At 42.1% G+C, this 13,167-nt stretch carries 10 protein-coding genes and 2 pseudogenes; 7 read left to right on the forward strand and 5 right to left on the reverse strand.

All coding sequences use genetic code 11. The features are described 5' to 3' along the window. Positions 1-272 precede the first annotated feature (272 nt). Both ACX27_RS23615 and ACX27_RS23620 read left to right on the forward strand, forming a co-directional pair. Positions 273-977: a Uma2 family endonuclease gene (locus ACX27_RS23615; RefSeq protein WP_062295998.1), complete on the forward strand. Its 705-nt coding sequence runs from the start codon at positions 273-275 to the stop codon at positions 975-977. 101 nt (positions 978-1,078) lie between these two features. Then, complete coding sequence (locus ACX27_RS23620) at positions 1,079-2,248, forward strand: homocysteine biosynthesis protein (RefSeq protein ID WP_062296000.1); 1,170 nt, start codon at positions 1,079-1,081, stop codon at positions 2,246-2,248. Between the two features lie 107 nt (positions 2,249-2,355). Here ACX27_RS23620 and ACX27_RS23625 read toward each other — a convergent pair whose 3' ends face one another. Beyond that, on the reverse strand, positions 2,356-3,369 hold the full coding sequence (locus ACX27_RS23625) for a hypothetical protein (RefSeq protein ID WP_062296002.1): 1,014 nt from the start codon (positions 3,367-3,369) through the stop codon (positions 2,356-2,358). Between the two features lie 375 nt (positions 3,370-3,744). On the opposite strand from ACX27_RS23625, the gene ACX27_RS23630 reads away from it, so the two are divergent. Both ACX27_RS23630 and ACX27_RS23635 read left to right on the forward strand, forming a co-directional pair. Next, positions 3,745-4,617 carry a tetratricopeptide repeat protein gene (locus ACX27_RS23630; RefSeq protein WP_062296004.1) on the forward strand — a complete coding sequence of 291 codons (873 nt, stop codon included), beginning with the start codon at positions 3,745-3,747 and terminating at the stop codon, positions 4,615-4,617. A 158-nt stretch (positions 4,618-4,775) separates the two neighbouring features. After that, a complete protein-coding gene (locus ACX27_RS23635; protein WP_062296005.1) occupies positions 4,776-5,111 on the forward strand; it encodes a XisI protein in 336 nt (111 codons plus the stop codon). 215 nt (positions 5,112-5,326) lie between these two features. Here the strand turns inward: ACX27_RS23635 and ACX27_RS23640 are convergent, their stop codons facing one another. The 3 genes and pseudogenes from ACX27_RS23640 to ACX27_RS23650 form a co-directional block, all read right to left on the reverse strand. Continuing rightward, entirely contained in the window at positions 5,327-5,734 is a 408-nt protein-coding gene (locus ACX27_RS23640; protein WP_062296007.1) for a VOC family protein, read from the reverse strand. 26 nt (positions 5,735-5,760) lie between these two features. Continuing rightward, the gene (locus ACX27_RS23645; RefSeq protein WP_062296009.1) at positions 5,761-6,360 is read right to left on the reverse strand and encodes a MiaE family protein; all 600 of its coding nucleotides are present in this window, start codon (positions 6,358-6,360) and stop codon (positions 5,761-5,763) included. A gap of 670 nt (positions 6,361-7,030) precedes the next feature. Then, positions 7,031-7,660 (reverse strand): annotated as a pseudogene (locus tag ACX27_RS23650) (SDR family oxidoreductase); the annotation flags it as partial. A 97-nt stretch (positions 7,661-7,757) separates the two neighbouring features. Between ACX27_RS23650 and ACX27_RS31950 the strand changes: the two are divergent. The 3 genes and pseudogenes from ACX27_RS31950 to ACX27_RS23670 form a co-directional block, all read left to right on the forward strand. Continuing rightward, a pseudogene (locus ACX27_RS31950) lies at positions 7,758-8,790 on the forward strand (IS630 family transposase); the annotation flags it as partial. Between the two features lie 97 nt (positions 8,791-8,887). Then, on the forward strand, positions 8,888-9,025 hold the full coding sequence (locus tag ACX27_RS34295) for a hypothetical protein (protein ID WP_235526341.1): 138 nt from the start codon (positions 8,888-8,890) through the stop codon (positions 9,023-9,025). 120 nt (positions 9,026-9,145) lie between these two features. Next, positions 9,146-11,401, forward strand: coding sequence for a cation:proton antiporter domain-containing protein (locus ACX27_RS23670; protein ID WP_062296013.1), 2,256 nt, complete (start codon positions 9,146-9,148; stop codon positions 11,399-11,401). 317 nt (positions 11,402-11,718) lie between these two features. Here the strand turns inward: ACX27_RS23670 and ACX27_RS23675 are convergent, their stop codons facing one another. Next, complete coding sequence (locus tag ACX27_RS23675; protein ID WP_062296014.1) at positions 11,719-13,008, reverse strand: Glu/Leu/Phe/Val family dehydrogenase; 1,290 nt, start codon at positions 13,006-13,008, stop codon at positions 11,719-11,721. Between the last annotated feature and the right edge of the window lie 159 nt (positions 13,009-13,167).

Consider the following 13,167-nt stretch of genomic DNA (forward strand, 5'->3'; position numbering starts at 1 on the left):
GGCTAGAGGCTAGGGATTAGAGGCTAGGGGTTAGGGATTAGAGACTTGGGGAGTGATACTATCTCACAACCCAATATAAGTAAAAAATGTTTTTACCTGACACGCCTACACCCTATTTCAAGACAGCCACTCATAAGAAAATCTCACAACCAAATCTGAAAAATGTTCTTCTCTAGCCCCTAGCACCTAAACTCTAGCCCCTAGCCTCTAACCTCTATTTTCAACCTAAACGTTAAAATAAACCCATCACTACCAGATGCAGTCATCTCCTCATGTCCCTCGCCAAAGAACTAGAAACTCCTCAAGCAACCTCAGAAGATGTTATCGTTCCTCCAGGTGATTTATACAGCGACGAACCTCCCTTGGAAACAGAACTGCATCTCCGGCAAATAATTTTACTTTTTAAATGCTTAGAGTGGTTGTGGCGAGACAGAAACGATTTCTACGCGGCTGGAAATCTGACTATTTACTACAGTTGGAATAAACGCAAAGATGAACACTTCCGGGGGCCAGATTTTTTCGTCGTGCTGGATACAGAGCGTAGAACTCGCAAAAGTTGGGTCGTTTGGGAGGAAGAAGGGAAATATCCCAATGTAATTTTAGAGATTCTTTCGGAATCAACGGCGAAAACAGATAAAGATTTAAAGAAAAAACTCTACCAAGATACTTTTCGCACACCTGATTATTTTTGGTTCGACCCAGAAACTCAAGAATTTGCCGGATTTCATTTAGTTGATGGTCAATACCAAGTTCTAGAACCCAATGCACAAGGACATTTGTGGAGTCAGCAGTTAGGTTTATACTTGGGGATTCATGAAGGACTATTGCGATTTTTTACACCAGTAGGGCTATTAGTTCCAACACCAGAAGAAGCCGCAGAATTTGAATGTCAGCAAAAAGAACTAGCGCAAGCACGAGCCGAAAAGTTAGCAGCGAAACTACGGGAATTAAATATCGACCCAGAGACGATTGATTAATAGGTGATAGGTTACAGGTTACAGGTTACAGGTGATAGTAAAGGTTACTGAGTGAAGTCGAAGTACACCCTCATATCCTTACACCCTTAATTTTGATTATTATGCGAACGATCGCCGAAATTAATGAAAAAATCAGCCGCCAGCGTGCAGTAGTTTTAACAGTTGAAGAAGTCAAAGCACGAGTCGCAGAAGTTGGTGTCAGCAAAGTTGCTAAAGAAGTTGATGTGATTACGACCGGCACATTTGAGCCAATGGAGTCTAGCGGTGCAATTCTTAATCTCGGACACACTGACCCCCCGATTAAAATTCGTCGTTGTTGGATAGATGGCGTACCAGCATATACAGGTTTTGGGGCGGTAGATTTATACTTGGGTGCTAGTTGTGCTGTTGATACAATGGACGGTGAAGAAATCCGCGAACGTGGCGGTGGTCATGTGATTGAAGATTTAATTGCCGGGAAACAAGTACAAGTTAGGGCGCAAGGGCAAGTCACAGATTGTTATCCACGGGCAACTTTTGAAACTACGATCACCCGTGATACTATCAATCAATTTTATTTATTCAATCCGCGTAACCTTTATCAAAATTTTATCGTGGGTGTGAATGGTGGCGATCGCCCACTGTTTACTTATCTCGGCCCTTTACAACCCCATCTCGGTAACGCTGTCTACTCTAACCCTGGGGCAATTTCGCCTTTATTCAACGACCCCGATTTGCAACTCATTGGTATTGGGACACGGATTTTCTTAGGTGGCGGCATCGGCTATATCGCTTGGGAAGGAACGCAACACTTCCCTTTACAAAAGCGGTTAGCTAATCGTACACCAATTGGCCCGGCTGCTACCTTAGCCTTAATTGGTGATGCTAAACAAATGTCAGCCCGTTGGGTGCGTGGTTGTTACTTTAAAAGTTATGGCCCTTCGTTGATGTTGGGTGTGGGGATACCATTCCCCGTATTAAATGAAACTGTCGTTGAACACTGTGCAGTACAAGATAAAGATTTAGTCGCGCCCATCGTCGATTTTTCCATTCCCCGGCGCGTGCGTCCGACCTTTGGGTTGGTGAGTTACGCCCAACTGAAATCCGGGCGACTCACCATCGAAAATAAAACCGTGCGTGCTGCACCTTTAGCTAGTATGTCCTTATCTCGGCAAGTCGCCGCCGAATTAAAACAATGGATTGCAGCCGGCACTTTTACTCTTACAGAACCAGTCACCCCCATTCCAATGGAGCGATCGTTTTTACCCCAAGACCGTTGGACAGATTTTTAGGAAGGCAAAAGGCAAAAGGCAGAAGGCAAAAGTAAAAAAGCAAAAGGCAAAAGAAAAGAATTAGCTCTTTACTTTTACCTTTTTACTTTTAACTTTTAACTTTTTCCTTACTCTTGTGGTGGCTTTTGTTTTTTAATTGGCTTAGGAACTGGGGCAGAAGATTTCGGCAGAGGCTTGGATACTGCTGAGGTTTCGCCGCCGCCGATCTTTTTGACTGGGCGTGGGCTGGAACTGTCTCCAGAGCTACGTCTGGGCGGGAATGGTCGTCGACCACCGCCACCACCACCACGGAAACCACCAGGGCCACCTCTTTGGGGTGGTTTGCGTTTTTTGGGTAAATCCGCGATCGCTTCTGCTGTTTCTATGGCTAATAAATCACCATCTCGTTTGACTTGGAAATCCCAAAACTTGCCCACAGCTTTAGTCGCTAGGACACCTTTGAGTTTTAATTTAAAGTATTTTGCTTTTTCATCTTGTTTGCGAGCAGCCTGCTTAATTTTGACAACTAAATTTTTGTCATCAAAAGATTGGTAAACTACTTCGCCACGCACAGAAAAACCGCCATCGGGAATATCTGATGAAGGTTTAATGTCGCTTTTATCAGTTACAGCAGCATCGGCTTGAGGCAATTCATCATCAGCCGAATCTTGTGCTTGCTGTTTGGCTAAATTTTCGGGTTCCCATACACCCACAATTTGCAGATGTAAGGCATCAGTCTCTTGCTTAGTACGAGGATAAACTACCCAGAGATGATTTTTTTCTAAATCAAGGTGATTCTTGACTAAGCTCATAATTCGACCAAGCAGAACAGCTTGGATTTCCACACCATCCGCAGTCAGGAGCGTTCCTTGAGTAAACTGTTCACTGCTTGCAATGTAGCGACCCCGGACTAACCCGATCGCTCTGTACTGCATTGGTTCGCTGGGTGGTGGAATTGGTTGCTGTCGATTGACTAAATGAGCATCGTTGGCAATCTCACTAGGGTCAGTAGGCGAATTTTCCGATTCAGAAACAGTAGCTACTACTGTTGTGACATCAAGAGCCGTATCTGTTTCGGTTTCAGGTTGATTGGACTCAGGCAAATTAGAAGATTCAGGCGAAGGCATCAGGTCGGAATTCATAAAAACTCCTTGCGGCGGAGACACATCCCATTGTGGGATTTTACTAAAGCAACTGGAAAGCGCGTTTGTGCGGCTGATGAAAGTATATTGTGTTCCACCAAGACACGCGACAACGCCCAATACAATCCTAAAAACGCTAAATTTACATTTATACTCTAAATGTTTAATCTAGCGTCTAGACACTAGTTTCGGAAGCATATCATAGGTAAAACTCTGACGGCTCCCCCTAAAGTCATCAATTACTTTAGCAGCGTAAATAGTTATTTGTTATAAAATTCACAGACAATTGGCGGTATTCCGCAAAGTTTTGGAAATTTTCACTTTCCAATTTGTGTCAATGATAATGTCATTAAAGTTCTGGAGAATTATAAAACTGTGTCTGAAGCGCGTAATCGTTGGATAGTCCGGGTCATCTTGGCATTAGCAGTTCTCATGTTTGTGGGTGTATCTATAGTTCCTATTATTGGCGCATTCAATAGCCCGACATCGACAAACCAGAATGCTGCAAATCCTACAGGTAACTTAGCTTCCTCTGACCAAAAAACCAAATTACAAGACGAAGTACGGGGTTATGAACTAGTTTTACAACGGGAACCTGAAAATCAAACTGCCCTGAAAGGTTTATTACAAGCACGTCTACAACTTTTAAGCCTGAATCAAGGTGATGTTCAAGGAGTAATTGCCCCTTTAGAAAAACTAGCTAAACTCAACCCTGAAAGATCAGAATATGGAGTCCTCCTCGCCCAAGCCAAGCAGCAAATTGGCGATAAAGAAGGAGCCGCCCAAGCATATCGCACAATTCTGGATACTAAACCCGGCGATTTGAAAGCTTTACAAGGTATGGTAGCACTGCTCGTAGACCAAAAACGCCCAGAAGCTGCGATCGGTCTATTACAAGAAACTTTAAATAATGCTACCCAAGCTAACACCATCCAGCCGGGAAGCGTGAATGTAGTTGCTGTGCAGGTGCTACTAGGAAATGTCTATGCAGCCCAAAAACGCTTTCCGCAAGCGATGAATGTCTATGACCAAGCGATTAAAAAAGATCCCAAGGATTTTCGCCCCGTCTTGGCTAAAGCCATGCTGTTAAAGGAACAAGGCAAAACAACCGAAGCTAAACCTTTGTTTAGTAATGCAGCCAGTTTAGCGCCTGCTCAATACCGAGACGAAATTAACAAAGCCGCAACCGCTTCCCCAACTTCTGCGCCTGCTGCATCTGCCGCACCTGCAAGTACTCCCAAGCCATAAGAAATTAGGTGGTTTAAGATAACTGTAAAAAATAAATTTTTGGGGGGTTTCTGTCACACGGAACCCCTAATAAATGCCAAAATTTCCCCGCGCTTGTTAATTCAACGCTATCAAGTGCGATTAATTATTTTTTCTCCAGATGACGAGGCGATTATCAAATGGCAAAAGTAGAACAATATCGGCAACTTATTCAAGAACTTTTACAAGCTTATAGCGAAATTAAATCTAGTAATGAAGAAGTGGACGCTGAGGTTATTTTTGATCAAGAACATGATCGCTATCAATTAGTTCATGTCGGCTGGTCAAACAAACGGCGTGTATATGGTTGTGTTTTACATTTAGATATTAAAAACGAAAAAATCTGGATTCAGCATGACGGTACTGAAGGCGGGATGGCTTATGAACTGACTAGCCGAGGTGTACCTAAACAAGATATTGTCTTGGCTTTTCATTCTCCTTTTAAACGACAATTCACCGAGTTTGCAGTCGGCTAGTACAACAAGGCAAAAGTAAAAGGGCAAAAGGAAAAAGAAAGAATAACGATACCACAAGCCTTTTAGCAATTTTTTATGCTCTGTTTATTTACGCCGACCTGTACTATTACCCTTTTGAATTTTGAAAGAGCTTATTGATAAGCTTTTCTGCACTCCATTTGTAGATAATTATTTTTCAAATTGGTATTACAAATGACCCAGGACAAATGACAACCTTAATTTACACTTCCTAAATTGCTGAAGATTTCAATTAAATTACCATCGGGGTCACGAAAATGAGCGGTGCGGAGTCCCCACGCTGGGCGGTCTAAAGGTTGGGTGACAATTACAACATTGCGTTCTTTGAGTTTTTCGTACACGTCATCAACATTGTCAACGGCGAAAATCAAAGCCATTTTATTGTGACAGTCTGAAGCGGAAGGTAAATAAGCACTGGGAATTGCTTCCGCCATGAAATCTTTTCTAAATAAGGCTAATTTGAGGCTATCTCCGGTGTGTAACTCAGCATAGCCACTATTTTCATCGCCCCAATCAATCCAAAAGCCTAATACGTCACGGTAGAAGAAGAAACAATCTTTGTAGTTGTTTACTAACAGCCTGATATGTGTTAATTGAAGCATGATAAATAAAATATCTATTAGTGAATATACTAACTGTGAATTCTTGGCTCTGGATGCAAGTTTACCAGGATATCGCTTTCAATAATTGCTAACTCATCAAGTCTTTGCTGAACGATTTCGCGCTCAAAGTAAGTATCTGCTAAAACCCAGTATGTACCAAAATGTCTGGCTTCTGATGCCATTAAGCTTTTATAAAATTTAGCTAATTCTGGTTCTGGACAATGTGTGGCTAACAGTCCTAGTCTTTCGTGGCTGCGGGCTTCTATTAAGCCGGTGACGAGTAAAGAATCTAAAAAACGGTCTGGTTCGTTGGGACGGACTGCGGCTTTCAAACCTGCACCATAGGGAGGCGGTGATAAGGGTGCAAGGGGGATGTTGCGACGTTCTAGCCACTGGTTGACGAGTTCAAAGTGTTCTAATTCTTCACGAGCGATCGCAGTTAATTCCCTGACCATTTTAGTATTAGAAGGATAGCGAAACATAAAATTTAACGCCACTCCGGCGGCTTTGCGTTCGCAGTGGGAATGGTCAAGCAAAATAATATCTAAATTTGCGATCGCTTGTTCTATCCAAGCATCAGAGGTGGGTTGCTTGAGGGTGTTGATAGTCGGTAATCCAGAAGTAAGCACAGGCTAAAACAATAAAAATGGCAATCCTGCTGAGTATCCCAGCAACTCGATTGTAATAGTGAATGGGGTGAATTAGGGTGTGCGATCGCTGAAGAGGCTGGGTATAAAGGTGCGGGGGTGTAATACCAATTCACAATTCGCAATTCGCAATTCGCAATTGATAAATCCTGACTTGACAGGGGTTTCTGGGTTTGGATCTGTATCAGAATTTTAGTGAAATGGTGTAAGGGTGTAGGGGTTGATTTAAGTTAATTCTTTATTACTATTTTGTTATTCAAAACCTATGCTTATCAAAGAGGTAGGCGAAGAATAACAGATTTCTATTGAATGTTGGCAAAATTTTAAGTAAATCACCAAAGCATAGTAATTTTCCTATGTTGTTACAGAAACATTGTGGTTGAAGTTTATCAATCCTACTTTCTTAGGAGAAATTATATATATGCTTTGGTGCTTTTGTAGCGGATATTTCCGCCATAAGGGTAAAAGTAAAGGGCTTTTAAAGAATATAATAGCCATTCAGAAATTACTGTATCAGCCCGCACAGTTTTTGAGATTACTGACTAAATTTTGTCTAACGATCCCCATGTCAACAAAACTGTATAATTTCGCCAAGTTTGCCTGATTAATTATCATTAATTTTCTGTATCGATTCATAACTAAATACAAAATTTTACCAAGCAATTGGTTGGCGATCGCGGAAAAATCCTCCAGTAGCACCATCATCTGGAAGGGTTGCCAGCCATACGATTGTGTCAACTCCTTGTTCTGGTGTACGTGGTGCATTTGCGCCACCCATATCAGTTTTTACCCAACCAGGACACACAGAATTAACTAATATATTTGTGCCAGTTAATTCACTAGCAAAAATTCGGGTGACGGCATTTAAAGCTGTTTTAGAAATGCGGTATCCAGGAGAACCTCCTTCCATATCTGTTAACTGTCCCATCCCTGAAGAAACATTTACTATTCGCCCATAATTATGGTCTTTCATTAAGGGAATTAATGCTTGAGTAACACGCACTACACCAAAAACATTTGTATCAATTGTTGTCTGCAAAGTATCAATTTTTGTATTCAGAATGCTGTTGCTTCCAGCTTGACTATCAATATAGATACCAGCATTATTTACTAGTGCATCAACTTTGCCAAACTGCTGCCGAATAAACTCAGCTAAACTTTGACTACTTTCATCACTGCTAACATCCAAAGGATAAGCAATGACATCTAAACCCTCAGCCTGTAACTTTTGCGCTGCGGCTTGACCTTTAGCCTCATCCCGGCTGGTGAGAATTACTTTATATAGGAATCATATTTGATTTTTGAAAAAAAACAAGAGATAATACGGAGACAGGTAATAAGTATAAGGAAGAACAATGCTGAATCAGCACTTGCAGCAGGCGATCGCTGAACTAGAGGAATTTATAGTTCAAAATATAAATGCCCGTGAAGCGAGAAAAGGATTAGCAGTAAAGCTGGTTTATCAAGGTTACTTATATGAGGAAATCAAGAAAATTCTTGGTGTTTCACTTGGTTCAATAACAGGTTGGAAACAAGTATATGAGGAGAATGGTGTTGATGGTCTAAGACTAAATTATAAAGGAAGAAAAAGCTATTTGAGTAATGAGCAGCGAGAGGAAGTATTGAGTTGGCTTCAAACAAAGGATTATTGGGAAATAGGAGAATTAGAGTATAAACTAGCTTTTGAATACGATGTAGTTTACGAAACGAAAAAAAGTTACTACGATTTGTTTAAAGCAGCAGGAATAAGTTGGAAAAAAAACACGAAAAGTTAACCCAAAAGCCGACCCAAGATGCTGTTGATGCAAAAAAAAGAGATTGAAACATTGTTGGAAAACAACCGGAGCGAAATTGAAACAGGTAAATTAAGAGTGCTACTGATTGATGAATGTCATTTAATGTGGGGAGACTTAAGTGGTTATATATGGGGTAAAACAGACCAAGAAATTATGGTTCCGGTGGTCAATGAACGAGAGAAACAAACATATTATGGAGCCATTGACTATCTTCAAGGAGAATTAATACTTAAAACTTATGATGCTGGAAATTCCCAAAATACGATTGATTATCTACGTTATTTGCTAGATGAGTCTCCTAATCAGCAATTATTAATTTTTGGGATGGTGCTAGTTACCATCGTTCTCAAGAAATTAAGAATTTTTGGATGAACTGAATAAAGGACTTTCAACTGACCAGTGGAAAATACACTGCGTTCGTTTTGCTCCTAATTGTCCAACACAAAACCCTATTGAGGATGTTTGGTTGCAAGCCAAAACCTGGGTTCGACGTTTTTGTGCTTTGCTCCCTTCATTTTCTCATTTAAAATGGATGTTTGAATGGTTTATCCGTCACACTACCTTTGATTTTCCCACTCTTCAGATGTACGGAGCTTTTTCAAAAATCAAATATTAGTCCTATATAGACGAGACGGACAGGAAAATGCTACTGATTTTTGGTTACAGCAGGTTAAATTTCATAGTGCAAAGTTCATGAAACGTGTAGAGTCCTTTTGGAATCAATCAAAGAGTTTCTTTCTACTCTCACTTCGGACGAGCGTTGGGGGGTGATGGTGGCATTTGAGGAAGTGCAGCCGCAGTTGTTTGGTCAGTTGGTGGCGGCTCCCGATTGGGCGCAGTGGATGGGGTGAGTTGTTGGTTGCATCAAGCAGAATTAGTCTTCTAGACCGATGTGAAGCTGCCATAGCACGGGATTAACTAGAAACATTGCCTAGAAAATTTTTCAAAAATCTGAAATTTCGCCAGCCTTTATGCAAAACTTACCCTTGATGGTCATACATCTGCTATCTGTAGCGCAAACCACAAGTAATGGTTTAATTAAACCACTTGGTCATCATGAGCTACTGTTAGTGCTGCTAGAGTTGTCATTATTGCTGCTAGTAGCACGAGGTTTGGGTGAGTTGATGCGCCGAATTAACCAACCGCCCGTTGTAGGGGAACTATTAGCAGGCGTGCTACTTGGCCCTTCATTATTCGGTTGGCTACTGCCAAACTTACAGGCACAGATTTTTCCCCATAGCCAGGTACAGTCTGATTTACTCTCAGTCATTTCTTGGCTTGGGGTATTATTTTTACTAATTGTGACCGGGCTGGAAACAGATTTAAAGCTAATTATTCGCAAAGGTAAAACAGCACTGTTAATTTCGCTAGGCGGAATAGTAGTTCCATTTATTACAGGATTTGGACTAGGGTGGTTATTACCAGAGACGTTTTTAGCCGAGCCGAGCAAGCGATTAGTATTTAGCTTATTTATTGCTACAGCCATGAGTATTTCAGCAGTGCCAGTCATTGCTAAGGTACTAATGGACTTGAATCTGATTCGTCGTGATATCGGTCAAGTTACCCTAGCCGCAGGAATGACTGATGACACTATTGGTTGGATTTTGCTGTCAGTAGTTTCCGGTCTAGCCAGTAGCGGACAGTTCAACTTCAGTACAGTTTTTCACTCAGTCAGTGCGGCTATATTATTTTTAGCGATCGCATTCACGATTGGGCGTACTGTAGTAGACCAGATTTTGCGATGGGCAGATGATTACATTGGTGGCATGACCACAAGTTTATCAATTGTGGTCATTTTAGCACTGGCAGCCGCAGCCCTTACCCATGCTTTGGGTTTAGAAGCGGCATTAGGTGCTTTTGTCATGGGCATTTTAGCTGGACAATCGAGACGTTTTAGTAGTCAAGCCGGACATACTTTAGAAGTAATCACCGCAGGTTTTCTCGCACCGATTTTCTTTGCCACGGCGGGGTTGAAAGTTAATTTACTGACTTTGTTTGTTCCCCAAACTTTGATATTTGGCTTAGTTGTTCTAGCTGTTGCTTGTATTGGAAAATTTATCGGTGCATATATGGGTTCGCGTGTCGGGGGTTTAAGCCATTGGGAAGCATTAGCGATGGGTTCCGGGATGAATGCGCGTGGTGCAATGGAAATTGTCGTTGCCACTATCGGTTTATCTTTGGGCGTTCTCAATCCCCAGATGTATTCAATCATCGTTATGGTAGCGATTGTCACTTCCCTGATGGCTCCTCCCTTGTTACGTTGGTCATTATCAAAAGTAGTTATCGGTGAAGAAGAAGCTCAACGCTTAGAGCAAGAAGAACAAGCCAGCCGTAGTTTTATCAAACAGATTCATCGTATCCTCATACCTACCAGTGGCGGCAGTAATATTCAACTAGCCGCCCAGTTAGTTGGATATATTGCACATCAAAATCCCATAGAAGTCACAGCTTTATACGTTCAAAGTGACAAGCCATTACAAAAAACAAGTCGCCAGTTGACAAAAGCAAAGAATTTTACAGATAAACAAGCTCTTGCGGCTGTAGAAGCGGAAATGCAACTACCTGCTGGGATTACTTTACAAACTAAAACACTAGCAGGACGTAGTAAAGCTGAGGTAATTCTTACCGAAGCCCAGAAAAACTATGACTTAATTGTATTGGGAGCATCAGAACGTCTTCCTTCCAAAGAAGCCTTATTCAATTTATTAGTTGACCGAGTAGTGCAAGAAGCTCCTTGCCCAACAATGGTAGTTAAATCGCATCTACCTCTGCCACAAGGTGATAGTTGCACGATTGCTCAACAACAGCTAAAACATATTCTTGTCCCAACAATCGGTACAGAATCTAGCAAATATGCCGTAGAAGTGGCAAGTACGATTGCAGCACAAACAGGGGCATTAGTTACTATTGTCAACGTGATTAATGTGCCACAAGTAGAGTACATAGTTTACGAACAGCGATCTTTTGACACAGCCAGGGAAATTTCTCATGATTTATTAGAACAACAAGCAGCAATTGGTCGCAGTCTGGGTGCTGATGTCAAAATTAATATTCTCCACGGCAACCCAGAAAGAGAGATTCTCACTTTTGCTCAAATCCATGCAGTGGACTTAATTGTACTAGCTAGCAATATCCGCATGGTTACAGGTCGGGCTTTCTTTGGTCATAGAGTTGATGCCATTCTTAGTAAAGCTCAATGCCCAGTAGCTACAATTACCATCCCTTAACAGTTTTGCACAAATAACATTAATACTTTTGAACGTTTATTGGATGAACATCCGTTGCAGAATTTGACTGCTGGATTAAACGTCAATTTGTAAATTTCCTATGTTGCTTATAAGCTTAACGCTAGAGAGTTCAAGCTTTATAGCTTTGATGGCATTAATTTAGCACAGCGACAAATAAAAAGTCACTGTACAACTGTCAAATTAATGGGGATAGCAAGAGCTTTCATCTGATTCTAAGATGACTGAACTTCCATCACAACTTTACGCCTTTCTGCTGGAGAGACGTTGCATTGCAACGTCTCTGCTTTATGCAATTATCAAGGATAAAGACCGCGATCGCTCAATGCCTGTGCTACTCTTCCTACACCCAAAGTATAGGCGGCTAAACGCAAAGGAACTTGGCGCACTTTAGATTGTTGCATCACTTGACGGTAAGCTTGCACCATCAAATGTTCCATTTCGCGGTTGACTCTTTCTTCATCCCAAAATAGGTAAGACAAACCTTGCACCCATTCCAGATAACTCACCACCACACCCCCAGCATTGGCCAAAATATCTGGTAGCACAGTTACACCCTGCGCTTCTAGAACACGGTTGGCTTCCAGCGTGACAGGGCCGTTAGCGGCTTCGGCGATAATTTGCGCCTGTATTTGATGGACGTTATCTTCCGTAATTTGGTTTTCTAAAGCAGCCGGAATCAAGACATCGCAAGGTAAAGTCAGTAATTCGGCGTTGGTAATAACTGTAGCGTTGGGGAAACCAGCCAAATGGTGACGATTTTCGGCGGCGTAAGCTTTTAAAGCGGGAATATCCAACCCATCAGCCGCATATACCCCACCTGTCCCAGTGGAAACTGCTATGACTTTCGCGCCTGCTTGGTGCAGTAGTTCGGCGGCTGCACCACCAACATTACCAAAGCCTTGAATAACAACTCTGACTCCGGCTAAAGTTCTGCCTTGGTCTGCTAAAGCTTCCCGCACAATAATCATAGTGCCGCGTCCGGTGGCCTTTTCTCTACCAAGGGAACCACCTACAGATAGCGGTTTACCAGTCACAACCCCTGGGACAGCATGACCAACGTTAACTGAATACGTATCCATCATCCAAGCCATTTCACGGGCAGAAGTACCCATATCTGGCGCAGGGATATCTAGGGAAGGGCCGATATCTTTGATTAATTCGCTGGTGTAACGACGGGTAATGCGTTCTAGTTCTCCCACACTATATTGTTGTGGATCAATGGCAATTCCTCCCTTTGCACCACCATAAGGAATACCCAACAACGCACATTTCCAAGTCATCAACATAGCGAGTGCGGAAACTTCCCGCAGTGTGACCGCCGGATGATAACGGATTCCGCCTTTGTAGGGGCCTAAAATATTCGAGTGTTGTACCCGATGTCCTGCTAATACGCGCACTTCACCATTATCTAGTTTCACAGGAATGGAAACTGTCACCACCTTGCGCGGGTGGCTGAGAATTTCCAGCACACCTTGGTCTAACCTGAGTTCTTTCCCGGCTGCTTCTAAGTAGCTACAAGCTTGATCGAATGGGCATATATGGGCTGGCGTAGCGGCTTCTAGCGGTATTGTAGGTGTTGCAATCATAAAAGTTTCTCCTCATCGCGGTATCTTTGCGAACCGGATACATATATGCCTAGCTTATCCTCTATATTCAAAAAGAGAATATTTTCTGTAGTTTTTGTTACAATTTTATTTTTTTGTTAAAAAAAGCACAGTTCTAGTGAAATGTGCTTTATAAACAGT

The organism is Nostoc piscinale CENA21, from assembly GCF_001298445.1.
In the GTDB taxonomy this organism is placed as follows: Bacteria; Cyanobacteriota; Cyanobacteriia; order Cyanobacteriales; family Nostocaceae; genus Nostoc_B; species Nostoc_B piscinale_A.

Excerpts from the sequence above, each read along its gene's own strand:
- ACX27_RS23670 (WP_062296013.1), top strand. The coding sequence starts at position 9,146 with ATGCAAAACTTACCCTTGATGGTCATACATCTGCTATCTGTAGCGCAA.
- ACX27_RS23620 (WP_062296000.1), top strand. The coding sequence starts at position 1,079 with ATGCGAACGATCGCCGAAATTAATGAAAAAATCAGCCGCCAGCGTGCA.
- ACX27_RS23615 (WP_062295998.1), top strand. The coding sequence starts at position 273 with ATGTCCCTCGCCAAAGAACTAGAAACTCCTCAAGCAACCTCAGAAGAT.
- ACX27_RS23675 (WP_062296014.1), bottom strand. The coding sequence starts at position 13,008 with ATGATTGCAACACCTACAATACCGCTAGAAGCCGCTACGCCAGCCCAT.
- ACX27_RS23635 (WP_062296005.1), top strand. The coding sequence starts at position 4,776 with ATGGCAAAAGTAGAACAATATCGGCAACTTATTCAAGAACTTTTACAA.
- ACX27_RS23625 (WP_062296002.1), bottom strand. The coding sequence starts at position 3,369 with ATGAATTCCGACCTGATGCCTTCGCCTGAATCTTCTAATTTGCCTGAG.